Annotated in this window: 23 protein-coding genes and 3 pseudogenes; 18 read left to right on the top strand and 8 right to left on the bottom strand. The window is 65.6% G+C overall.

Annotation, left to right across the window (positions count from 1 at the left end; translation table 11 throughout):
* Positions 1 to 251: 251 nt before the first annotated feature.
* A complete protein-coding gene (locus ASG62_RS15505; RefSeq protein ID WP_413814211.1) occupies positions 252 to 950 on the bottom strand; it encodes an IS3 family transposase in 699 nt (232 codons plus the stop codon).
* On the bottom strand, positions 947 to 1,264 hold the full coding sequence (locus tag ASG62_RS28060) for a transposase (RefSeq protein WP_056690974.1): 318 nt from the start codon (positions 1,262 to 1,264) through the stop codon (positions 947 to 949). The genes ASG62_RS15505 and ASG62_RS28060 overlap by 4 nt, the downstream gene beginning before the upstream one ends.
* A 180-nt stretch (positions 1,265 to 1,444) precedes the next feature.
* On the opposite strand from ASG62_RS28060, the gene ASG62_RS15495 reads away from it, so the two are divergent.
* The 11 genes from ASG62_RS15495 (at position 1,445) to ASG62_RS15445 (ending at position 9,702) form a co-directional block, all read left to right on the top strand.
* Positions 1,445 to 1,993, top strand: a complete 549-nt coding sequence (locus ASG62_RS15495; RefSeq protein ID WP_156382180.1) for a hypothetical protein — start codon at positions 1,445 to 1,447, stop codon at positions 1,991 to 1,993.
* A gap of 84 nt (positions 1,994 to 2,077) precedes the next feature.
* Complete coding sequence (locus ASG62_RS15490) at positions 2,078 to 2,728, top strand: hypothetical protein (RefSeq protein WP_056690981.1); 651 nt, start codon at positions 2,078 to 2,080, stop codon at positions 2,726 to 2,728.
* Positions 2,729 to 2,944: 216 nt separating this feature from the next.
* Entirely contained in the window at positions 2,945 to 3,550 is a 606-nt protein-coding gene (locus ASG62_RS26995; protein ID WP_056690984.1) for a hypothetical protein, read from the top strand.
* The gene (locus ASG62_RS26990) at positions 3,547 to 4,143 is read left to right on the top strand and encodes a FliH/SctL family protein (RefSeq protein ID WP_056690987.1); all 597 of its coding nucleotides are present in this window, start codon (positions 3,547 to 3,549) and stop codon (positions 4,141 to 4,143) included. Before ASG62_RS26995 ends, ASG62_RS26990 begins: the two co-directional genes overlap by 4 nt.
* Complete coding sequence (locus tag ASG62_RS15475) at positions 4,140 to 5,465, top strand: FliI/YscN family ATPase (protein ID WP_056690990.1); 1,326 nt, start codon at positions 4,140 to 4,142, stop codon at positions 5,463 to 5,465. The genes ASG62_RS26990 and ASG62_RS15475 overlap by 4 nt, the downstream gene beginning before the upstream one ends.
* On the top strand, positions 5,462 to 5,929 hold the full coding sequence (locus tag ASG62_RS15470; protein WP_056690993.1) for a hypothetical protein: 468 nt from the start codon (positions 5,462 to 5,464) through the stop codon (positions 5,927 to 5,929). The genes ASG62_RS15475 and ASG62_RS15470 overlap by 4 nt, the downstream gene beginning before the upstream one ends.
* Positions 5,930 to 5,931: 2 nt before the next feature.
* Positions 5,932 to 6,921 carry a FliM/FliN family flagellar motor switch protein gene (locus ASG62_RS15465; protein WP_162245993.1) on the top strand — a complete coding sequence of 330 codons (990 nt, stop codon included), beginning with the start codon at positions 5,932 to 5,934 and terminating at the stop codon, positions 6,919 to 6,921.
* Positions 6,918 to 7,577, top strand: coding sequence for a type III secretion system export apparatus subunit SctR (gene sctR, locus ASG62_RS15460; RefSeq protein WP_056690998.1), 660 nt, complete (start codon positions 6,918 to 6,920; stop codon positions 7,575 to 7,577). The genes ASG62_RS15465 and sctR overlap by 4 nt, the downstream gene beginning before the upstream one ends.
* Entirely contained in the window at positions 7,574 to 7,846 is a 273-nt protein-coding gene (locus ASG62_RS15455; protein ID WP_056691000.1) for a flagellar biosynthetic protein FliQ, read from the top strand. Before sctR ends, ASG62_RS15455 begins: the two co-directional genes overlap by 4 nt.
* A gap of 31 nt (positions 7,847 to 7,877) precedes the next feature.
* Positions 7,878 to 8,663 carry an EscT/YscT/HrcT family type III secretion system export apparatus protein gene (locus ASG62_RS15450; protein ID WP_162245994.1) on the top strand — a complete coding sequence of 262 codons (786 nt, stop codon included), beginning with the start codon at positions 7,878 to 7,880 and terminating at the stop codon, positions 8,661 to 8,663.
* Position 8,664: 1 nt separating this feature from the next.
* A complete protein-coding gene (locus tag ASG62_RS15445; RefSeq protein ID WP_056691005.1) occupies positions 8,665 to 9,702 on the top strand; it encodes an EscU/YscU/HrcU family type III secretion system export apparatus switch protein in 1,038 nt (345 codons plus the stop codon).
* 103 nt (positions 9,703 to 9,805) lie between these two features.
* Here the strand turns inward: ASG62_RS15445 and ASG62_RS15440 are convergent, their stop codons facing one another.
* The 6 genes from ASG62_RS15440 to ASG62_RS27615 all read right to left on the bottom strand — a co-directional run bounded on the left by ASG62_RS15440 (position 9,806) and on the right by ASG62_RS27615 (position 17,129).
* Positions 9,806 to 11,431, bottom strand: coding sequence for a hypothetical protein (locus tag ASG62_RS15440; protein ID WP_056691007.1), 1,626 nt, complete (start codon positions 11,429 to 11,431; stop codon positions 9,806 to 9,808).
* Positions 11,432 to 12,617: 1,186 nt separating this feature from the next.
* On the bottom strand, positions 12,618 to 13,220 hold the full coding sequence (locus tag ASG62_RS15435; protein WP_156382178.1) for a hypothetical protein: 603 nt from the start codon (positions 13,218 to 13,220) through the stop codon (positions 12,618 to 12,620).
* A 251-nt stretch (positions 13,221 to 13,471) separates the two neighbouring features.
* Complete coding sequence (locus ASG62_RS15430; RefSeq protein ID WP_056691012.1) at positions 13,472 to 13,732, bottom strand: hypothetical protein; 261 nt, start codon at positions 13,730 to 13,732, stop codon at positions 13,472 to 13,474.
* 113 nt (positions 13,733 to 13,845) lie between these two features.
* Positions 13,846 to 15,801, bottom strand: coding sequence for a flagellar biosynthesis protein FlhA (locus ASG62_RS15425; RefSeq protein ID WP_056691013.1), 1,956 nt, complete (start codon positions 15,799 to 15,801; stop codon positions 13,846 to 13,848).
* Positions 15,798 to 16,478: a hypothetical protein gene (locus tag ASG62_RS15420; RefSeq protein ID WP_156382177.1), complete on the bottom strand. Its 681-nt coding sequence runs from the start codon at positions 16,476 to 16,478 to the stop codon at positions 15,798 to 15,800. The genes ASG62_RS15425 and ASG62_RS15420 overlap by 4 nt, the downstream gene beginning before the upstream one ends.
* Positions 16,479 to 16,820: 342 nt before the next feature.
* On the bottom strand, positions 16,821 to 17,129 hold the full coding sequence (locus ASG62_RS27615) for a hypothetical protein (protein ID WP_244487491.1): 309 nt from the start codon (positions 17,127 to 17,129) through the stop codon (positions 16,821 to 16,823).
* Positions 17,130 to 17,636: 507 nt separating this feature from the next.
* On the opposite strand from ASG62_RS27615, the gene ASG62_RS27860 reads away from it, so the two are divergent.
* The 7 genes and pseudogenes from ASG62_RS27860 to ASG62_RS15385 form a co-directional block, all read left to right on the top strand.
* Positions 17,637 to 17,768, top strand: a complete 132-nt coding sequence (locus tag ASG62_RS27860; protein ID WP_274532623.1) for a hypothetical protein — start codon at positions 17,637 to 17,639, stop codon at positions 17,766 to 17,768.
* Between the two features lie 383 nt (positions 17,769 to 18,151).
* On the top strand, positions 18,152 to 18,973 hold the full coding sequence (locus ASG62_RS15410; protein ID WP_156382176.1) for a hypothetical protein: 822 nt from the start codon (positions 18,152 to 18,154) through the stop codon (positions 18,971 to 18,973).
* A gap of 721 nt (positions 18,974 to 19,694) precedes the next feature.
* A complete protein-coding gene (locus ASG62_RS15405; RefSeq protein ID WP_056691025.1) occupies positions 19,695 to 20,537 on the top strand; it encodes a hypothetical protein in 843 nt (280 codons plus the stop codon).
* A gap of 267 nt (positions 20,538 to 20,804) precedes the next feature.
* A pseudogene (locus tag ASG62_RS27235) lies at positions 20,805 to 21,601 on the top strand (IS3 family transposase); the annotation flags it as partial.
* An 11-nt stretch (positions 21,602 to 21,612) separates the two neighbouring features.
* A pseudogene (locus ASG62_RS25655) lies at positions 21,613 to 21,766 on the top strand (IS3 family transposase); the annotation flags it as partial.
* A 53-nt stretch (positions 21,767 to 21,819) separates the two neighbouring features.
* Positions 21,820 to 22,704 (top strand): transposase, encoded by an 885-nt coding sequence (locus tag ASG62_RS15390; protein ID WP_082537019.1) that lies wholly within the window; start codon positions 21,820 to 21,822, stop codon positions 22,702 to 22,704.
* A gap of 18 nt (positions 22,705 to 22,722) precedes the next feature.
* Positions 22,723 to 23,265, top strand: a pseudogene (locus ASG62_RS15385) (hypothetical protein); the annotation flags it as partial.

Genomic DNA, 23,265 nt, shown 5'->3' with positions numbered 1-23,265 from the left:
GCGAGTGGATAGAGGCCAAGACGCAGTTCGCTGTCGTCTTTGCAGACCGCTTCGTCCTCTGACGAAAACGGCCTCCCGCACAGAACTCCTGACAGTCCCGACGTTGCGCTTCGAGCGGACAGGACTGTGATGGGATGGCCGTCCCTCAGGCTCCTATGAAGTCACGTATCGAAGCGCAGCCGGGCGCAGCCTGGAGGGCCGGCAGATCAACGCTATGACACGAGGTCAATCGTAAGCACGGGCCAGACCCTTCAGGCTGCCGGCATTCTCTCACAGTCGTAGCAGCAGGCAGTCCGGCTCATTGACGGTTTGGCTTTCATCGCAATGAGTTGCTTGCCGTACGTTTCCGATGCGTATTGGCTGCCGCGGTCGGAATGAGAGATGAGGCTTGCGGCCGGTCGTTGCCGCTGCGCGGCAATCATCAAGGCGGCCAGCGGCAGTTCGGTGCGCATGTGATTGCACATCGACCAGCCGACGATCTTGCGGGTTGCCAGATCGAGCACGGCGGCGAGGTACAGCCATCCCTCGCCGGTGGCGATGTAGGTAATGTCGGCGAGCCAGACGCGATTGGGTGCCGCGGCGACGAACCCCTGCTTCAGCAGGTTCGGCGCGATCGGTAGATGATGGCGGCTGTCGGTGGTGCACGGCCTGAACCTGCGGCCAGCGAGAGCGCGGATGCCGTGCCGCCGCATCAGCCGCTCGACCCGGCCACGGCTGGCCGTCCTGCCTTCCGCGCGAAGTGCGGCATGCATTCTGGGGCTGCCGTAGCGGCCGTGATGCTCGGCATGGAGTCGGCGGACGTCGGCAAGCAGCTTGCGGTTAGCCTCGGATCGCGCGCTCTCAGGGCGGCGGCGCCAGGCGTGATAGCCGCTGGCCGAGACCTCCAGGACCCGGCACATCAGTCGGACCGGCCAGCGGCCGGCATGGTCGCGGATGAAGTTGAAGCTCACCTCGGCACCTCCGCGAAGATGCCGATCGCTTTTTTTAACACGTCGCGCTCCATCCGCGTGCGGTCCAGTTCTCGCCTCAGCCGCGTGATCTCGGACGCTTGATCCGCCGGCGATGGCAACGGCGACAAACCCGTCGGCGCCGTCGCCCGCGATGTCGGTTTGCCGCCACGGATTGCCAGCCGCCAGTTCCGCAGCATCGATGGCGAAATACCCACCTCGGTCGCCACCTGCATCAACGGCCGACCGCTGCTCTCCAATAGGGCAACCGTCTCTCGTTTGAACTCGGGAGAAAACTCCCTCCTCGTCTTCGACATTGCAACATCTCCATGCCCTTACAGGCTTAGCAAAGGTGTCCACTGAAGCGAGGGATCATCAAGTTTGCAGAAGCCAAAGGGCCAGACGAAGAGGCATGCCCTGGCCGCGGCGATAGAGGCTTGAGAGACCCCTTAGCGAAATCGAGAGGTTTGAAGGCGATGCTCCCGCGAGGATCGCCGATGAGCCGAGTGGGCGGCGAACTCTCGTGGTCAGATCGTGGGGAGGCCGACATGCTCGAAGCTGCACCAGCCACCGCTCCGGTTCGTCCCAACTGCGCCGCGACCCCGATGTCGGCGTCGTCGACTTCGGCCGCCTGGCAGTCGTCGAGCGCGCGGACCGCCGATGTCGCGGATCTTGATCCCCGGCGTGCCAGCCCTTATCGGGCCGGAGCCGTCGATCGGGCGACGCCGACACGCGTCGAGCCGGAGATCGCGATTGGCGCACATGCCGAGTCTGTCGCGTCCGCCGACCGCGAGCGCAAGCCGGCCCTTGGCCGCATGCTTTCGGCCTTCAGCATCGAGGCCCCGATGGAGCCGCGCGCAGCCGTCCGGTTCCACGGAAAAGGCTTCGACACGGATCGGCAGGACCCGCGCATGCCGGGCGGCAACGTCGATGCGGCCGTGAAGGCGTTCGAAGGGGCGGCGATGCGCTCGGCCGGCCTCAGCCTCGTCTCCACGCTCGTGAGCGCCGTGGTGTCCGGCACGCGACGGCTTTCGCAAGGCAGCTGAACATTCATGGTTCAGCCTGTGAAACGTCGGCTCGCAGCCCTTCTTCTCTGCCTGGTCCTCACGGGCTGCAGGGGAGAAAGCGCGTTGGACGGCCTGTCTCAGAAAGACGCCAATCTGGCTCTTTCCGAACTGTCGAGGGTCGGAATCCCGGCCAGCCGGGAAACCAATGCGGACAACACCTACGCCATCACCGTTCGGGGCGACGATCTCGTCGAGGCCCTGCAGACGCTGAACGCGGCCGGCCTGCCGCAGCGGACGTCCCAGTCCATACCGGAGCTGTTTCCGGGCGACGGACTGATCGTGACGCCGTTCGAACTGAAGGCCCGTCTCGCCTACGCGCAGAACGAGGAAGTGCGCCGGCAGTTGCTGGCGATCGAAGGCGTGGTCGATGCCCTCGTGCGCATCTCGGCCTCGTCGGATCAGCCCCGTCTGCGCGAACCCATGGCCCCGACGGCATCGGCCGTCGTGACGCTTCGGCCGGGCGTGGACCCGCTGGCCACGACGGTGAAGCTGAAATCGGTCATCGCCGCCGCGGTCCAAGGCCTCGACTATCAAGGCGTGACCGTCGTCACGACCCCGGCCGCGACGATGGAGGCGGCTGTCGGCGTCGAGCCGGACACCGCCTTCTCCCTGCGGGGCATGTTCACGATCCTCGCCTTCGCTCTGCTCTTGGCCACGCTCGCTCTCGCGGTGGGGCCGCAGACGCTGCAGCGGCTGCGCGGCAGCACACGATAGCCGCCGGGCGGACCGGAAGGCGGAGAGCGGGTGTAGACTCCGTCCCCCGCCGAGGCTTGCGCGCCGATGCTATCGGTCGCCTCCCCTTAAGACGAAGATATACTTAAGATATTCTTTGCGAAACATTTTGAGACAAGGCACGAGACCTAGCTCTGATCCCGGCGCAAGGCGGTTTCGCCATGACCCTGTGCGGGCGAGAAGATCGGGTCGAAGCGAATGGACGGCGGGGCTGGCGTTCCAGACAAGGAAACGAGTTCGTCCCGCCGACGGGCGACGCTTCCCCGCGCCCTGCAGGATGCCCGCGCGCTGCGCGCCTGCCTGGACGCGCTCTCCGCCGAGACCTGCGTCGAGCTGACGGGCCAGGCGATGCCGGAGGTCGCCAAGGCCATGACCACGACGCCGCGACTGGCCGCCCGCCTCGCGGCGAGGGCCGTGCGGCAATGGCACCTGCCGGAACCCAGGCTGGAAGCGCACGGGATGGACATGCCCGATGCCGTCGTCCTGCGCCGCGTCGGATTGGCGGCCGTCCTGCGCCGTTTCGGGCCGGTCATCGAACGGGCACGGCTGGAGACCTTCCTCACGATCTACGACTCCGGCGACATGCGCTTTGCCCTCGCCCATGCGGCGACGGCGCCCGATGTCGTCCTGGAAGGCTGCAAGGGCGATCCCGTTCTCGAAGCAGCCCGCCAGATCGTCCAGCCGCTCTTGGATCCGCTGTCCGATCTCGTCGCGGCCTGGGCCGGCGACCGCCGGCCCGCCGGCGATGCCGGACGGCGTCTGTTCGATCTTGCCAGACGATCCACGCAGGCGGGGCCACCATGACCGCCTTCCGGCCATCGAGCCCCGTCATCGCGGCCGAGGATCTCGGCGCGCTGCGAACGGCCAGCGACATCCTCGCCCGAACCGAGGCGCGGGCCGTCGCGCAGGACGGCGAGGTTTCGCGTGCGTTCGCGGCCGCGCGGAGAGACGGCGTCGCCGACGGATACCGGCGAGGTGTCGCGGCGGCGGCGGCGGATCTGGCCTCGCTGTCCGAGGACTATGAGCGAAGCCTGCAGCAAACGCGCGAGCAACTGGCGTTTCTTCTGCTCCACGCCGTCGAGGAGGTGATCGGCGCGACGCCCTCCGAAGAACGGCTCGTCTGGGCGATGCAGAAGGTGATGGACGAACTGACGCCCGCGACGCGGGTCCAGGTGTTCGTCTCACCCGCCGAACTCGAGAGCTTCGGAGCTCTCCTGAAGGAGGCCTGCCAAGCCAAGGGCGTCGCCGTGCCGCCGTTGGAAGCCGACCGGCTCCTGAGGGCCGGCGAGGTCGTCCTCGTGGGCGCTCACGGCCGCAAGCATGTCGGCATCGCCGAGCGGGTCGCACGTCTTTCGGAAATCCTCGGTGCGGATGCCCCCGGGAGCCAAGACCTATGACCAACAGACCCGGCCTGAAAGCCTTCGAGGACGAGGTCGCTCTCGATCCGATCTACGGACGCATCAAGTCCATCATCGGCACGGTCCTGCGCGCCGAGCTTCCGGGCGCCGAGATCGGAGAGCTCTGCGACTTGCGCGATCCCTCCCGAGGCCGGATCGACATCGCGGAGGTGATCGGCGTCGAGGGCGACGACGTCATTCTGGCCCCGTATGGCGGGGTTGCCGGCCTTTCCATCCGGATCGAGGTCGTTCGCACGCATGCCCCCTTCAAGGTCGCGATCGGCGACCATCTCCTCGGAGCGCTCCTCGACGGGCGCGGGCGCACGCTGCGGGCGGGTCCCAACGCCCACCTGGGCGCTTCGGCGAAACGGCGCGCGATCACGGCCGCCGCGCCGGCCGCGCTCAAGCGACAGGTCATCGACAAACCTGTCAGCGTCGGCATCCGGGCCATCGACGGACTTCTCACCATCGGCCGCGGGCAGCGCGTCGGGCTCTACGGCTCGCCCGGAACCGGCAAATCCACGCTGGTCAGCGCCCTCGTGCGCCATGTCGAAGCGGACGCGGTCGTCGTCGCGCTGGTCGGCGAGCGCGGGCGCGAAGTCACCGAATTCGCCCGCCACCACCTGAGCGCGCCCGGCGGCGAACGGCTGACCGTCGTGGCCGCCACGTCGGACCGTCCGCCGCTGGAGCGCCTGCAGGCGGTGCTGCTGGCAACGGCCATCGCCGAACAGTTCCGCGACCAGGGACGCCACGTCCTCCTCATCGTCGACAGCGTGACTCGCCTCGCGCGCGCCCTGCGCGAGATCGGTCTTTCGGCCGGCGAGCCTCCGGTCCGCCGGGGCTTTCCGCCCTCGACCTTCACCACGCTTCCCCAGATCTTCGAGCGCGCCGGCCCCGGCGAAACGGGCTTCATCACAGCCTTCTACACCGTGCTCGTGGAGGGCGAGATCGCCGACGACCCTATCGCGGAGGAAACGCGATCGCTGCTCGACGGGCACATCGTTCTGTCCGACAAGCTCCTCTCCTCCGGATGGCTGCCGGCGATCGACGTCCTGGCCAGCCGCAGCCGCACGATGGGCGCCGTGGTTTCGCCCGCCCACCGCCAGGCGGCCGAGTCGCTGCGCGGCATGATCGAACGCTACCAGAAACTGGAATTCCTGATCCGGCTCGGCGAGTACCAGCCCGGGCGCGACGCCGCCGACGACCGTGCGGTCGGCAACTGGGCGCGGATCGCGGCGTTCCTGCGTCAGGACATCCTGCGGGCGAGTCGATACGAGGACACGGTCTCTCAACTGAACGCCATCACGGACGGCGGGGCATGAACGTGGACGAAGCCGAGGCGCTTCTCTCCATCCGTCATTCGCGGCGCGAGCGGGCCGAGGTTGCCCTCCTCGGCGCGCGACACGCCTTCGAGGCGGCGCGAGCCGGCCTCGATGCCGCCGAGCGAGACCTGGAACGGCTCGCGGCGCGGGCCGCGGGCCTGCTCCTCGACGAGCCCTCGCCCGACCCGGACGAAAGGGTGCGCTCCCGACTGAACCGCATCCAGCTGGCGTCCCGCCGTATCGGGGCGGAGGCGAGACGGGACGCGGCGCGGCGGCAGGTGGCGGACGCGAAGGCGGCGGTGGAGCGCGCGCGCGCCGCCTTCGTCCCGAGCCGCCGCCGCGAGGAGGCGGCGGAACTTGTCCTCGCCGCCCTTCGCCGGGAGCAGATCTCGGCCGAACTGCGGGCCGACGAGCGTCGCATGGCCGAACTGATCGAACTGCGGGCGGCATGGAGGCGCATGTGACGATGCCCGAGCGAGAGCTGGCCGACGAGATCGGCAAAGTCTGGACGCTGCCGCAGGGGGCGATCCGTTTCGGCGCAATCGGTGAGGCCGCTCGGCCCCGATGGGCCCTCGGCGAGGTCATGACGATCCTCGCCACGGCGGGGCGGCGGCCGATCCGGATCGCCGTTCCGCTCGAGCCTTTGGCGCTGCGGGTCGAACGGCTGGAGGCCGGCGTCGATCTGGGCCCGCGCCTTCAGGCCGATCAGCGCGGCGAGGCGCTGGAATATCTGTTCGCCCCGGTGCTCGACGAGCTCGAAACGGCTGTCGGCTGCCGGATCGAGCTTCTCGAAGCGCGGTTCGACGCGCCTCGAAGCAACGAGCGATCCAATCTGACCCTCGAAGCGACCTTGGAATGGGACGGCGACGCCCTTCCGGCCCTCGTGGATCTTCCGGCGGATCTGCTGCCTCCCGTCCGGCGCTTTCTGCGCAATCTCGAACCGGCGCCGCCTCGGTTCCCGCAGGCCGACATTCCCGTCTGCGTGCGGCTTGCGGTGCAGCATCTGAGCTTCGCGGCCCTTCTCGCGCTCAAACCGGGCGACGGCATCCTTCTACCGCCGCCCGCCGCCCGGCGGCCCTATCTCGTGGTCGCCGAACACCGGCTCGCCGCCGTCAAGGTGGGCGAAGGCGGCACCATCCTTTCCGAAGCGCCGCGCGGTCCGCACGACGAACGCGAGTCCGCCTATCTCCAGGAGCATGTCTTGACGAACGAGGAAACGACCGCCCCGGATCGCGGACCGCTGGCGGGCGTTTCCGTCAACCTCGCCTTCGAACTCGGCCGCAAGCGTCTGACCATCGCGGAGGTCGAGCGGCTGTCGGCCGGCGACCGCTTCCCTCTGTCGCGAACGCCCGACGACGGCGTCGATCTCGTCTTCGGCGGACGCATCATCGGGTCCGGCCGCTTCATAAAGGTCGATGGCGATCTCGTCGTGGAGATCGTCGAGATGTTGCGATGACGGCCGATCCGAACCTTCTCTTCGGAACCCTGGCGCTTTTCGCGATCGTCTCCTTCCTGCCGCTCCTGGCGGTCGCAGCGACGGCCTTCACCAAGATTTCCGTCGTCCTCCTGATCGTTCGCAACGCGCTCGGCATCCAGCAGACACCGCCCAACCTGCTCGTCTTCGCCGTCGCCATGGTCCTGACGGGCTTCGTGATGGTGCCCGTGGGAAGCGCGGCCTACGAGGCTCTCTCCTCGGGCGAGGCCCGGTTCTCGTCGCCGGCGGAGATGCTGCAGTCGGCGCGGCTGGCGGCGGCGCCCTTCCGGGCCTTCCTGCTGCTCCATGCCGATCCGGACATGCGCGCCTTCTTCGTCGACGCGGCGCGGCGGTCCTGGCCGCCCAACCTCGCCGACACCGTTGGAACGGAGGATCTCGCCATCCTCGTCCCCGCCTTCATGGCGGCGGAACTGACGCGCGCCTTCGAGATCGGCTTTCTCATCTATCTGCCGTTCCTTCTCATCGACTTCGCCACCAGCGCCATCCTCATCGCCCTCGGCATGCAGATGATGTCCCCGCCGATCATCGCGACGCCGCTGAAGCTCCTGCTCTTCACGTCCGTGGAGGGATGGCGCCGGCTCTTCGAGGGTCTGGTTCTGTCCTATGGAGCCGGATGATGACGGATGACGCGCTGACAGATGCGCTCGTCGGAGCCTTGCAGGCGGCCTTCGCGCTGACGGCGCCGATCCTGGGCGTGGCCCTCGCCATCGGCCTGTTCCTCGGCATCCTCCAGGCCGCGCTGCAGCTGCAGGAGCAGACCATTCCGCAAATCGTGAAGATCGGCGCGATCGGGGCCATGCTGGCGGCCGGCGGCACGACCTTCTGCGCTCCGCTTCTCGACTATACGCGCCATATCATGACGGACTTTCCGGTCATGGTGCGATGACGGCGGCAGCGATCGGGCCGGACAGATGGGCATGAGCGCGGACACGACGCTCTCCGGCCTCACCGCCGCCCTGTTTCTCGGCAGCGCGCGGGGCTTCGGCTTTGCCGCGGTCTTTCCGATCTTCACCCTCTTCCAGGTCACGGGGCTTCTCGCCTTCGGCACGGCCGCCGCCCTGTCGCTGCCCGTCATCCTGTCGGTGCAGAACGATTTCGCGGCCGCCGGCATGCCGGCGCCGCTCCTCTATCTCGGGCTGCTCGTCAAGGAGATCGGCGTCGGCGCGGCGCTCGGTGCCCTGCTCGGCGCGCCCTTCTGGGCGGTGCTGCATGGCGGAGCCCTGGTCGACCACTATCGCGGCGCCACGACGCCGGCCCTCTACGATCCGACCGCCGCGGTGGACACGACGTCGCTCGCCAGCCTCCTGTCCTCGATCGCCGCCCTGATCTATGTCAGCCAGGGCGGCATCGCGGAGACCGTCGACATTCTCTGGAGCTCGTTCCGGGTCTGGCCGGTGCTGGAGCCGTGGCCGACGGCAGGGACCGGGGGCCCGGCGACGATCGGCCACCTGATGGACGCGATCTTCTCCCGCGGCCTCCTCTTCGTCGCCGCCTTCATGATCCTCCTCGTCGCCATCGATCTCGCCCTGGTCTTCCTGAACCGATCGACCTCCCAACTTCCGATCTTCGAACTCGGCTCGACCGCGAAGAATCTCGCCGCGGTCCTGCTGGCCGTCGCGGTCGCATGGGTCCTGCCGAACTACGTCCAGGCGGTCTGGGAACCCTTCCTGGCCTCGGCGCGCCAAATCCTGGGACTGCCCTGACATGGCGACGGACGAGCAGAGCGGCGAAGAGAAGAAGCATCCGGCATCGCAGACGAAGCTGAAGAACCTGCGCAAGAAGGGCACCGTCGCCCATTCCCGCGACTTCATCGCCGGCGCGACGACCGTGGTCATCGTCCTCGCGCTGGTCGCGGCCTGGGACTTCGTCTCCAAGACCTTCGCCGCCCTTCTGACCGCGACGCTCGACGACACGGCGGCGGGGGACGTCGATCTCCTGCACGCCCTGGCACAGACCGGCGGCGCCTTCACGTCGGTCGTCGTGCCGTTTCTCGGCCTCACGGTCGGCGCCTCCTTCCTCGCCTACCTCCTCGACGCGGGCGGCATCACGTTCTCGGGCGAATCCGTCGCGCCCAACTTCACGCGGCTGAACCCGATGAAGGGCCTGAAACGGCTCTTCGAGCTCAAAGCGCTGTCGGAGCTTCTGAAGTCGCTGATCAAGCTGGCGATCGTCGGCGTCGGAAGCTTTCTCGCCGGGATGCTTCTCTTCAACACGACACTTTGGGCGCCGCTTTGCGGGGATGCCTGCGCCATCCGGGCCGCCCTGTCTCTCTTCGGCGCCATCGCCCTGATCGGATGCGCGACGCTGATCCTGTCCGGCTTCGTCGATCTCGGCATCAGCCGCGCCCTGTTCCGCCACGATCAGCGCATGACGCAGACCGAGTTCAAGCGCGAGCAGAAGGAGGAGTTCGGCAGCCCGGAGCTGAGGAAGGGCCGCAAGAGCTTCGCCCACGATCTCGGCGACATGCCGCCGCAGGATCTTCTGGCCGGGGCGGAGCCGACCTTCTGGCTGGATTCCGGCAGCCGCCTCGTCGGGCTCTACTACGACGCCGGCACGACCTCCGCGCCCGTCGTCCTCGCCCTGCTCGAAGGCACGGCTCGGGCGCAGCGCATCCGAGCCGGCTTCCGCGTTCCGATCATGACGCAGTCGCCGCTCGCGGACGAGGTTTTCGAAGCCGCCGTTCCCGGCCGCTACATCCAGCTCCGCTTCTTCGAGCGCGTCGCGCAGGCCATGGCATCGTAAGCCGGGCGTCCAGCGAAATAAGCCTCGCCCGGCGATACACCCCAATCCGAACAGGCACCCGCTGGGTCGAAATCCCGATGAGGGTCGGTGCCCGCAAGATCGATCAGTTCCCCCCACCGGGATGGCCGGGACCCGGCTTGGGATCGTAGTTCGGATAGTCGACGTGAATACCGCGTCCGGGGCCAAATAGTTGCGTCAAAGACCTGTTCGTATCGTTCCAGATGATTGCATTCTGCTTGGACGCAGCTCTATTTTCGGAGCTGAACGTATCGTAGAATACGAGGGCCAAGGCGACGATATCGGAAAGCCCGGCCGTCACTTCGCCGACGGCAGCAAGCCCCACTCGTTCGAGAATGAGGCTCGGACCCCTCCACTCGTAGTTGGCGGCCAGGCGCGCGGCGGCGCCATCGAAGGCGCTCATCGGCGCCGCTCGGCTGATCGCGGAAAAAGCAGACTTCAGCGGGCCGAAAGCATCGATCCTGGACACACCCGCGAAATACATCGCCCCTTCCGCGAGCGTCGCCGTCGAGCCGAACGCGCCCGAGAGACCCGCGATCCCGCCGAGGGTGGCGGTGGCCGGATCCCCGTTCTTCACGCTTTTCGCCAGGCTCATGAATCCGGCCACGGCGCCCCCGAGTCCTCCTAGAATCTGCCCCGCCGCGCTGAGATTGGCACCGCTGAAGCGGCCGGTGTCTTTTGGAAGGCCGGCATAGGCCGGTCCGAGCTTCCCGCTTGCCTCGAGGCCCGCGCCAGCCACATTGGCGCATTGAAACGCCAGCGCCGCCTGGTCCATCTCAGAGACCGGTTTCCCGGCGAGCGTCTTCATCGCCACGGCTGCGCCGCCGGTCAGTGTGTTGGCGAGGTGAAAGAGACCTTTGCCATAGGCGTCCCGCACGCCCGGCGGCACCTGATCCCATCCGACCGACGAGATCTTCGCCTTGGCCAGCGCTTCGCTGTACTTCATCCCCTTGCGGACGAAGCCGAGGGTCGCGTTGACGAGTCCGCCGAGATCGGCGCGGACCTTTGCGCCGCTCAGATGCGTGTCCTGGGCCAGCGAGTGAATGCCCGGATCTGCCGCCATGTCGAGCGAGCCGAGTCCGCTCCTGTAGTCCATCCCATAATGCGCCTGCATCTGGGTCGCGGTCAGCCGGTCGATATGGGCCGGCGACATGACGCCATCGATGAAATTTCCGAGCGCGGCGCCACTTCCTTGCGAGTAGTATTTCAAATCCGCCGGGGTCATCATGCTTTGAAGAAGCCCGTACTCGCGCATATGCAACCGAACGGCGTCGCCCGGCTTCACGCCACGCGCCGTCGCGGTCTTGAGAATGCCCCCGTCCACGATGTCGGACTTCATCGTTTCCAGAAGCATCTGCCGAATCGGAAGCGTGTCGTAGATCTTTTTCGCCAAGGCAGGAGCGAACGTGCTTCGCATCCAGTTCTGGATGGCGGGGTCCTTCTGCAGCCTGTCGATCCGCATATGGAAAGATCGCAGGATCTCCTTGTCGTTCGTGAAGACGGCCTTCGGGCTCTTTTGCGCGACCTGTTCCTTGAGCCCGACATAGCGTCCCAGACTCGACTGGAGATCGTAGAGGTAGCGAACCTTCTGCGCCGGCGTGAGGTTGACGCCCTTGCTCCACAAGCAATCGGGATTGGATTCAAAGTGGTTGTCGATCCGGCCGATCTGCTCGCGCAGGACGTCCCCCTGGAGGCCGTTGACCTCCTGCATCAGCTCATTCCATTTCGGAGAAAGGGAAGAGAGTGGCGGCAAGGGACCGTGCGTCGTCAATGGAAGAGGCGCGATAGGCCCCCGCCCGAAAGGGTCCCTCGGGTCAGGCCGGCCCGGCCCTACGGGACCGTGCACTCCCGGCCGCGGATGCGGCCTCTCCAACGGCGGGTAGTGGATCGTCCGGGGATGGCCGCCCGGGTGGGACGCCGCGGAGCCACGCCCCTTGTGCCATCCCGGCCAGCTCGGCGGGGGCATATGATTGCTCCCCCATTTCGCGTCGTCGATCCTGGCCGCCCCGCTGCCGTCATACGTCACGACGAGCGTGGTGGAGCGATCGTCGTTTCCTGGAAGCGCCCGATCGTCCGTCTTCGAAACGCCGAGCTGGAGCGCGGAGCCGGACGAAATGTCGGCACCACCCTGCCCGACCGAAAGCTGGGTCCAAGCCGGCATATCCGCGTTGGCGTCCCCGTCACGCCCGCCTTGCTGCCGGCCGCCGCCCTGGTCGCCGCCTCCGCCGCTCTGGCCGCCCTGCCAGGGGGTGACCGCGCCGCCCTCGCCCGAATGCTGTCCGGTGCCGCTGGGACCCTCCTGAGAGTCGCGGCCCTGAAGGCTCGCCCGTTCGCCCGACGATCTCGGCTTCGCAGCCTCGCCCGAACGCGGCGGAGACTGCGGGGAAGCCGCGGTCCCGGACGAGCCGTCAGCCGACGGCCGGCTCTTTTCCTCGGCCGTCGAGAGCGAGGATTCGAACGCCTTCCTCAATGTTGGGGAGGAGGCGTCGGAGGTTCGGGGCGTCGTCGTCGGAATGTTGCTCATCAGGGCTCCGATTCTGAACACCGCATCGGCTCCTCCCGCCCAAGCTCAAACGGGGAGCGGGAGTGGGAATGACTGTGTTCGGGGGGGGCAACTTTGACTCTGAATCGACGCTTAACAGCTTCGATTGCTCGATCCCACTTGAATTTTATGACAACTTTGAAGATAAGCTTACAATACATTATATCGATCTTAGCCGTATCAACTGTTCCGTCATGCGAATTTCCGTCTCCTCATATGGGAGACGAAGCAAAAGAGGGCGCGTGTCTGCCGATCCGCTTGCCGCTGGAACGACGACGGCATGCCGACGCGACGCCCGTCTCGCGCCGCTCCGAGAGCCGACCGGGAAAGCCGCGGTTTCGGCGACACGTCGGATTCACTTGGAAGGGGGCAAGGCCGGAGGGTCGTCGCCGAGCTTGACGATCGAGGAATAGCCGCCGCGAATGATCTTCACGTGGTCGACCTTGTTGAACGACAGGGCGGTGCGCTCCGCTTGCACGAAGGCTTCCGGTCCACGCAGCATGACGACGCCGAGGTCGCGGGAGATGCGGACGGAGCCCGGCGAAACGGCGGGAAAGACCTTTCCCATCAGCGCCACGGCCTCGTCGAACGAACCTTCGGGAACCTCCGTGACCTCCGTGACCGTCTTTTCATGGGAGGAAACGATGAAGCGCGCTCCATCGAAGGCATAAAAGAAACCGAAGCGGCCGCTGAGTTGCGCGACGATCGAGCCCAGGGACCCGGACAGAGTCTCGGCCCGGACACGCCCGTCGATCGAACTCTGGAAAACGACGGGGACCCCGGTCAGTTTGCTCAGAGTCTCCAGCACGTCGCCCAGGGACTGATCGTAGACGCGATAGCGAACGAGCGGCTTGGGCGCGTGCGGCGTCGGCGCCGCCCCCCGGACAGGAGGCGCGGCTTCGATCGATCCGGCGAAGCGATCCAAGGTCCCAGGGGACACGGGCAGGCGCTCGACCACGTCGTCGCGTTCGAGCCCTGCGGCCAGAAAAGGCAGATCCTCCGTCGATCCGCCTCGGAGCGTCCACTGTCCGTCGGCGGCGGATGCGGACCCGCCGCAGGCGACGACGGCCAGTCCGCCCAGAAGAAAGCGTGCGGAGACGATGAGCAGACGTTTCCAGGTTCCCGCACGGATGCACTCCGCCATGGGCGAGGTGTCGGCCTCGCCCCGTATCAGCGGCGCCCGGCCGGAAGCTCGTCTTCTCCTTCGCTTCATTCCTCCGCCGATCTAGCCTCTTGAATCGGTTCTTCGATGATCTGCTTCATCATGGCCTGGGACTGCTGCAGCGAGGAGGTCAGCATCTTCTGCATCTGCTGCTGCGACTGCTGGTTCGCCTCCTGCGAGTCCGGGTTCGACGCCGCCTCGCCCCCGCCGGCGCCGTTGCCCTTCTGCGCCCGGTCGAGCGAGGCGGCGAAATCGCCGCCTTGGGGGCCCGATGCGCCGGATCCTGAAGTGATGGGTTCGACAGCCATGGTTCGCTTCCTTCTATCGCACTATGGTTAACGGGATGTTCGCGGCCCGATGCCCGTATCGGATCGCCGGGCGGCAGGATGCGGAGACCGCCCCTCCCCTTTCGCCCCGGCGCTCATGGACGCTCCGAAAGCTGCGGATCGTCGGACCGCATGGATTCGTCGATCTCGACGGTCGCCAGATGCTGGATGTCCAGATGGGGTGGAACATCCTCGACCTCGACGAAGAACGCATCGAGGCCGGCGGCGGCGGCAAGGGGAGCGATGTCGGCCCTGCGAAGCGTGCGAAGAAGCACGACCGGCGCATCGCCGCGGTTCGACATGCTCGACAGGACGCGGTTCAGGGCCCCGAGGAGATCGGCATGTCCGTCGTCACGCGGCGCCGACAGGAAGCGCCTTTCCCATTCCGTGCCCAAGGCGACGAGCGGCAGGAGGCCGTTCGCCGCGCGGCGTTGATCCAGCGCCTGCGCCATCAGCTTGCGCCGCCCGATCGCCGCCATCTCGTCGACGCTCATCGTCTCCAGCGCGCCGGACAGAAGCGTTTCGATGAAGAGGCGCGGATGGGCCAGCGGAATGCCTTCGACGACCAGCGTTCTCACCGCCTCCAGAAGGCGCATGGCCGGCCGGCGCTCCCGGAGGTCCTCGATCAGCCTCCCGTGCCGGCGCTCGAGATCGGAAAGCCACTGGTCGAGATCGGCGATGGAGAAGATCGCGGCGGACTGGCGGCGGGCGACGAGGGCGATGCGATGCGCGAGATCGGCCGGATCGAGGTCCGACACATCGCTCAGATGGCCCTGACCGACGCCTTCGACCACGATCTCCAAGCTGCCGAACGGCGCCACCGAATGCTCGGCGAACTTCGGAATGACCAGCGCTATGCCGGCCCGCCGGGCTTCGGAATGAACGGCCGCATCCAGGTGGTTCCCGACGCCGGCCATTTCGAGGGCCGACAGCGTCGCGGCCGATCCCCGCAGGACGATGGGATCGCCCCATTCCTGTCGCCCGAGAGGCGTCGGCGCATAGGACGGCGGCGCTTTCTCCTCGCCGGACTGCTCGGGCTCTTCGCCGCCGGCCTGTTCGTCCGGCGCGCTCGGTCGCGGACGCGCGGCCCGCACGATCGAATAGCCGAGGCCGCCGATGCCTGCGGCCAGCAACAGGAGAACGACGGACGGAAAGCCCGGCACGGCGGCCATCGCCGCAACGGCCGCCGCCGAGATGAAGAGCGTGCGCGGTTGGCGAAGCACCTGACGGCCGATGTCGATGCCGAGCGACTGCGAATCGTCCGCCACGACGCGCGTGACGACGACGCCGGCGGAGACCGACGTGAGCATGGCCGGAATCTGAGACACGAGGCCTTCGCCGACGGTCAGGAGCGAATAGACGTGCAGCGCCTGTCCGAAGGCGAGCCCGTGCTGCACCATGCCGACGGCGAGACCGCCGACGAGGTTCACGAAGGCGATGCCGAGGGTGGCGATCGCATCGCCCTTCACGAAGCGCATCGCGCCGTCCATCGCGCCGAAGAACTGGCTCTCCTTCTCGAGCAGGAAGCGCCGCTGCGAGGCGGCTGCGCCGTTGAGGACGCCGTTGCGCAGGTCGTTGTCGATCGAGAGCTGCTTGCCGGGAAGCGCGTCGAGCGTGAATCGGGCGCTGACCTCCGCGATGCGCTCGGCGCCCTTCGTGACCACGAGGAACTGCACGAGGGCGAGAATCAGGAAGACGATGATTCCGACGAGAACGTTGCCGGCCACAACGAACTGGCCGAAGCCCCGGATGATGTGGCCGGCATCGCCCTCCGCCAGAATCTTTCGAGTGGCGGCAACGGTGAGCGAGAGGCGGAAGACGGTGCTGATCAGGATGATCGAGGGAAAGGTCGAGAGTTCCAGAACGTTGCGCAAGTAGATCGTCGTGGTCATGATCATGATGCTGAAGGCGAGATTCATCGCCACCAGCACGTCCAGCATCACCGTGGGAACGGGGATCATCAGGACGGCGACCATCAGCAGGAAGAGGCCGGCGAAGGCCAGGTCCGGCCGCGCCAGCAGGGCGCCCGCCTTCAAAAGGCTGGCGTTCACGGTGCATCCTCCAGCGACAGGACGACCTGCTCGCCGCGCCGGCTGAAGATCACGCCGTTCTCGTCGATCTGAGCCACCTGCCAGTCGTCGGCGATCTTGTCGCCCTCGGCATAGGTCTTCCCGTCTCGGCCGACGACCAGACGGGCGGGCGAGAGCGAGACGCCGGAAACGAGGGACAGGACGCGGTCGTCGACAGCCGTCTTCGTCACGATCGGCACCCGTGTCCGCAGCCGGATCTCGTCGGCCACCGCAAGGAGGATGTTCCGTTCGGAGACTGGGCCCGGGAGCTCGAGTTCCACGCGCCCGTCCTTGGCGGTGACGTTCGCCTCGACGGGCGCGCCGAGTTCTAACAGCCGTCGGCGCATCTGCGCCACGACTGCCTCCGAGGTGGACAGATCGGCCGTCGCGGGAAAAGCGCTCGCCGGGCGCCGCGCGACGGATGCTGGCGCGGACGGATAGAACCCGGCCAGAAGCAGGGAGGCAAAGCCCATCGTTCCCAAGCCGACGATCGCGTGACGTCGGGATGGAATGCCCTTGACGCCCAGCGTCGCGAAAGCACCCGGCCCCGCGAAGGGCGACGCGTCGTTCAGGGGCTCCGGCTCGACGGACCGGACCGAAACCAGGAACGGATCGGCGCGAAACAGGCTGCCGGCGCGCAGCGCGAGGCTTTCACCCAAGGGCGCCGGTTCATCGTCGCAGGTTGCTCCGAGAACGCCGCTCGTCAGCGACAGCTGACCGCCATCCTCGGAATGACTGACGACGCACAGAACATCGAAAGCGCATCCGACGATCACGCAGTCGCAATTCGGCGACCCACCAACCACCGATCGCCCCGGCGCCAATGGCATAGCGACCTCGAACCCGGCGGATTCGTCGTCAGCTTCCCGTCGGATGTCCAGAACATAGGCGTGCCTTACGCCCGAGGACCTCCTTCGCGATAGCAGATCGAGCATGGACATGCGGAACACTCGTTGACGACTGCGCGGACGAGCACGCCGGACCGCACGTCCGAAGCGCGATCAGCCTGGGCTGATCTTCTTGATGGAATTCGCGTTTCCGTTGATCTCCGTCATCTTCGTGGAGACCTGAAGGCTCTTGGCCGTCGCCTCTTCCTGTGCCTTCTGGAACTGCTGGATCGAACTATCGACGTTCCCGCCGGGAGATCCGCCACCACCTTGACCAGCCGAACCCACATTGCTCATTGTAAGTATCCAATACAAATGGCCGCAAAAGACACGGACGCCTCGGATGCTGCGCCATGGTTGACTTCGGTCGGAGAGCGCCAAACGCTTCGATATCAGCAGATTGTCGATCTCATAAGGCGACAACTCCTATATCTACGTCTTCCATGACATTTTGATGTCAGGCTTGCCAAAAATCAACATCTGACTTGATCTGGACCGTCGTTTATCACTTAATGCGTTAATCGATCATCACGAAGACAGTAAGCCACATCTATAAATCCTCTCTTCGATGTCGAGGAAGCGGGAAAGCCGGGAAGCTCTCGAAGAAGAATGACTTATAATATGAGCGGATGACGGAGCGTGGATGGCAATGAGCATCTCGGTGCGATCGAGATGCGATCGGCGTTCGGCTCGATGTGCGATTGGCGGCGTGGCCTGCCTATCGATGGGGCGGATGGCCGAAAGGCCGTAAAGTTCGGATCGCACATCTTGATGGTGCCATGCTTACGAGCCCGAGAGCTCAAGAGTTGGCTTGTTTCAACGGGCTCGGCGGTCTTTCGGGTGGGATTGCGTGCCGGCGTTCGTCCATGCGCTGCGACGCGCCTCGAGAGTCTGCCAAGGCCCACCTGTCGGGCAGGTCTTTTTCGCGCCATGGACGATGCGCGGCTGCCGACCGCTCCGGCCTCGCGCCTCGTCCATGGCAAAGACCGCTCCGGCAAATCGGGGCAGTTCATCGGCGCAGTTCAAGGGCTCGTCGATATGACAAGAAAGGCGGATCAATGACGATCGGAATGATGGGTAGCATGGGCGGAGGCTCGATGGGCGGCATGGGCGGAAGTCCCATGGGTGGTATGGGCGGCGGCGGATTCGGCGGCATTCTCAGTCAGCTGATGTCGGCGGCTCTTGGCGGCTCTGGCGGCGGCGCGGGAGGGGCTCCGGCTGGAGGCGGTGCCGGGGGAGGGTCGGCGAAGGCCAGTCCGGGGGGTGGTGGCGGCGCGGCCGCGCCGGGCAAGGCCGATCCGGCATCGGGCTGACCTTCGGGTCCGTTTCTTCCCCTTCTCCCAAGGGGCAGCGCCATGACGCGCGCATCGTTGCGGGCGCGGGATTGTGGCGATTGTGACTGTTCGTCCCGAGTTCTTGTCATATAGATTGGAGGATGATCCCGAATGACCTTTCCGACCGGATTTGGTGGCATGGGCGGAATGCCCGGGGGAATGGGTTCGGGCTCCTTTCCGTCGTTCGGCGGGATGCTGCCCGGACAGGGTGCTCCATCCGCCCCTCCTGCCGGCGGCAAGGAGGGAGCTGAGGCGGGCATGGCGGGCGACGCGCCGACGACCCGTGAGTTCCAGGATGCCGCGACGGCCGTCGACGGAATGGGCGGAGACGAAAGCGGCCTCAAGCCCCTGATGGACAATGGAAGACCCGTGGAGCGCATCAATCCTGCGACGGGGATGGTGTCGAAGGCCTACGTCACTCTAGACGAGAAGGTCATCGTCGCGTTCGGCGGGACCACGAGCGGCATGGCCCAAGACCCCGGCATTCTCGGTCCGCAACTGCAGGCGGACATGATCGCTGGCTCGGGAGGCGCCGCTCCGGCACAGGTCGATGCCGCCGATTTCACGCGCGACGTACAGGGGATCGCGGACCAACAGGGCATCGGCTCGGACAACGTCTATGTCAGCGGCCATTCTCTCGGGGGCATGGAGTCGCAATCTGCGGCCCAGCAGACCGGAGCGGGAGGCATGGCCTTCGAGAGCCCGGGCATTCGCCCCGATCCCGACGCGCCCGGCAAGGGCGACAATTTCCTGACCGTCAGCGACCAGAGCGATCCCATCGCGACGCTGACGGCCGGCGGCCCTCACTATGGACGTCGGCTCAACGTCAATACGGGCATGGGTCCGATGGCGCATATTCCCGGCGCACAGACGCAAGCTTTGGGCAGCGGGGAAGGCATGTCTCTGTCGAATCTCATTCGACAGTTGCAATAGGCCTGGGTTTCCTTGCCAGCGGTGTGAAACTAGGCTGAAAGCCGCCTCGTTGCGAACGAATACTTCGTCGCGGATCTTCGCGGGAATCGTATGGAAGACGACCGAACCGGGCTTGAAGTGGCTAACGGGCGGGAGTCCCGTGTAGCGCTCCTGGTCGCCTCGACGCTGCGCATGATGGCACTCTTTCCCTCGGCGGGCGGGATGTTTCCCATGGACCGAAGGGGCCGGCGGTGGCCGGGCCCATCTCATATCACCTCTGCGAGGCTCTTGCTCGCTCCGCGAAAGGGCTTCTTGCGTGCGGTCTCGCCGTCAGGACCGTTCGAATCGTCAGCTTCGAACGGTCTTCAGCGGGTGTCGGCGTGTTTCCGCTCGTTCGCTTAGGATGCGATGCGTGCAGTTCTTTCCGGGATTTGTGTACTTCACATGACGGAATCGATCGAACTAGTTTGTTGGGTTCTATTATATTAACCCGATCTGTCTATTAACGATTTCAATGCCTTGAATTTAGACTTTCTTGATTTTGTGTGCTGGGACGGGCTATATTAGATGAGTACCCAGCATCCAGAAGTGGTACTCGAAGCTAAATATAAAGATCTTAGGAAAGGCTCTCCTCAAACGGCGCGGGGCTAGTCCGGCAGCGTCCAAGACGATGATGTGACATGCATTTCCCAGATCGCTCGTCTCAGGTTGAGCCGTTGTCAAATGAAAGGACGTGACAGCAATGACCATCAGCGCGCTCAGCGGAGCGAACATCAACGTGTTGAGCAACATCGGCGGCGGCAATCACACAAGCTTCGGCAGCAATGCGAGCAACCAGAAAGATGCGTGTCCGCCGAAAGATGGCGCCAGTCATGGCCCGTCGGCGAACGGCAATTTGGCGCCGAAGAGCGCCAATCCCAACAGCGCTGGCGAAAGTGCCAAGAAGAGCCCAGGCGATTGTGGCGGCAAGAGCAAAGACTCATCTCCCAAGAGCACCAGCGATTCCTCCACCAAGGGCAGCAGCAGCGCCAGCCCCGGCAAGGACAGCGATGGAGACTGGAAGGCAGACCTGAAGTCGCAGATCGGTGAACTGAAAGATATGATCGGGAAGCTCACCGAGGCTTTGGACGGCAAGTCCGGCGGCGGCGCTCCCAGCGGCAAGTCCGGTGGCGATGGCGCCGGCGGGAAGGGCGGCGGAGACGCCAAACCGTCCGACGGTGCAAAGGGTGGCGACAGCCAGAAGCCGGCTGGCGACGGAGCCAAGTTGTCCGACGGTGCGAAGCCGGCCGAGGGCGGCAAGTCTGCCGATGGTGCCAAGCCTGCGGAAGGCGGAAAGCCATCCGAATGCGGCAAGAGCGGCGACTCCAAGTCTGCCGATCCCGCAGACATCAAGAAGGACCTCAAGGAAATCATGAAGTCCCTGGACGCACTGATCAGCAAGCTCGATGGCAAGTCGTCGCCTTCGAACGAGGGCGGCGGCTCGTCGAAAGACACCATCATGAAGGACTTCGACAGGTTGAAGGAAAAGGTTGATAACGCATTGGAGGGCGCAAACAACAATTCAAAGGGGTCGGCCGCAGCTTAGTCGGGATTAAGACAATCCCGATACAAGTTTATATCGGGGCTGGGTCGCAGGCGTAAGACGACAAGTGAGGCCCAGCGCCTTCCGTCGCCGATTTCGTCCATTTTGAATTTCCGATTCGACGTATGATTTGGAAGGTCAACGGGCGTGACTTTGATCGTAACCGCCGGGACGGGATGGGTTTAGGAGGAAAGCGGCGTCAAGCGCGTGGTCAGTCTGGACTTGTCCCGGGAAAGTGGAGAGCTCTTTTGAAGGAAAGAGGAGCATTCCATGGGCAAGCCGCAGCGCCGGTTCGGCAAGGAGTTCGAGGCGGAGGCCGTTCGTCTGGTGGAGACGAGCGAACGCACGCAGCGTGAGATCGCCGAGGACCTCGGCATCGGGCTATCGACGTTGCGGCGCTGGCTGGACAAGCGCGGGAGCGTGAACTGGAAGCGCCACCTCCCGAACGCCAAGAGGACCTGGCGGCCGAGTTAAGGCGGCTGCGACGCGAGAACGAGATCCTTCGTCAGGAGCGCGAGATCCTGAAGCGGGCCGCGACTTTTTTCGCCAAGGAGGGAAGTCGATGAGGTTCCGCCTCATCGATGCGGCGAGAACGAGATCCTTCGTCAGGAGCGCGAGATCCTGAAGCGGGCCGCGACTTTTTTCGCCAAGGAGGGAAGTCGATGAGGTTCCGCCTCATCGATGCGGCGAAGAAGGAGTTCCCCGTCCAGCGCCTGTGCAAGGTCCTTGGCGTCAGTCCGAGCGGCTACTTCGCCTGGAAGGACCGCCCGGCCTGTCACCSTCAGCGTACCGACCTGATGCTGCTCGCGCATGTCCGCTCGGCTTTTGCTCTATCGAACGAGACCTATGGCAGCCCGCGCATGGTGCACGAACTCCGCGACAACGGCTTAGGGATCGGGCGCCGGCGCGTTGCCCGCCTGATGCGCGAGAACGGTATGAAGGCGCGGCAGAAGCGACGGTTCAAACGCACCACGGACAGCCTGCATGCCTTTCCGGTCGCGCCGAACCTCCTKGACCAGGACTTCGCGGCGACCGGTCCGAACCGGAAGTGGGGTGCGGACATCTCCTAGATACTGTNCCGCCTGATGCGCGAGAACGGTATGAAGGCGCGGCAGAAGCGACGGTTCAAACGCACCACGGACAGCCTGCATGCCTTTCCGGTCGCGCCGAACCTCCTGGACCAGGACTTCGCCGCGACCGGTCCGAACCGGAAGTGGGGTGCGGACATCTCCTAGATACTGTCGGCGAATTGGCGCGTTATGATCGTTTTCGTGGGAGAAGGATCATGAGCCTGCGTCCAGAGCCGATTGGCGCTACGCCTGCCGAGACTGTTCGTGTTGCCAAAGCAGCGTTTCCGAAAGGCACCGTTGTGATGGGGCTGCGCGAGACGTTCGCGGATCTTTATCGTGACGAGGATTTCCGTCAGCTTTACCCCGCTCGCGGCCAGCCGGCCCTGGCGCCATGGCGGCTGGCGTTGGTTACGGTGTTCCAGTTTCTGGAGCATCTCAGCGATCGGCAGGCGGCCGACGCTGTGCGAGCTCGCATCGACTGGAAGTACGCGCTCGGGCTGGAACTGACCGATCCGGGCTTTCACTTTAGCGTCCTGACCGAATTCCGCGCCCGCCTTGTCGCTGGCGGAGCCGAGCATCTTCTTCTCAACAGAATGCTGGATCGCTTCCAGGAGCGGGGACTGGTCAAGGCACGGGGAAAGCAGCGCACCGACAGTACCCACGTGCTGGCCGCTGTTCATGATCTTCACCTTCTTGAGCTGGTTGCGGAGACCTTGCGTGCGGCGCTCGACGACTTGGCCGCCATCGTGCCGACATGGGTTCGCTCCGTGGCCCGGCCGGTGTGGTTCGAGCGTTACGGGCGTCGGGTCGAGGACTACCGGCTTCCCAAAGGTCGCGCAGAGCGTGAAGCGCTTGCACTGGAGATCGGCGCGGACGGGATCGCTCTGCTTGCTGCTATCGATGCAACCGATGCGCCTCCTGCTGCCCGCCTTCTGCCGATGGTGCAGGTCCTGCGCGACGTGTGGCGTGTTCATTACGCCCGCGATGACGCCGGGCGGCCACGCTGGCGCAGCGGCGCGGAACTGCCGCCGGTCGGCGAGCGGCTGCAGTCTCCCTATGACCCCGAGGTGCATTACAGCACGAAGCGGCAGATGGAATGATCGGGCTATAAGGTCCACGTGACTGAGAGCTGCGATGCGGACGCGGCCCATGTGATCACGCACGTGCTGACCCGCCCGGCGATGGAACCCGACTTGGCAAGCACGCAGGCGATCCATGAGGGTCTATCCGCCAAGGGCCTACTGCCGGCTGAGCACTTCGTGGACGCCGGCTATGTCGACGCGGCGCTGCTGGTGGAAAGTCGGCGCGACCACGGCGTGTCGCTGGAGGGGCCGGTGCGAGCCACGGCGAAGCGGGCGACGCCGGAAAGCCAAGCCTTCGAGCAGTCTCACTTCGCAATCGATTGGGAGCGCGAGCAGGTCACCTGTCCGGAGGGCAAGCAATCGGTGACGTGGCGGACCGGCCGCGACGATGCCGGCGCGCCCCGCATCACGGTCGTATTCAGCCGCACCGATTGCGGTGCCTGCACGGTCCGCCGGCTATGGGACTGTCAGGAGTTCTGTGCGGGAGGTCATGATGATGGAAAGGAAAGGACCATCGCATGGCTATCGACAAAGAGCTTTTGGACCAGCTTCTGGCGGGACGCGACCCTCAGGACGTTT

The sequence above is a fragment of the Aureimonas sp. Leaf427 genome, assembly GCF_001425485.1.
Lineage (GTDB): Bacteria > Pseudomonadota > Alphaproteobacteria > Rhizobiales > Rhizobiaceae > Plantimonas.
Note: the sequence above shows the minus strand (reverse complement) of the source record. Positions and strands in the feature narration are given on the sequence as shown.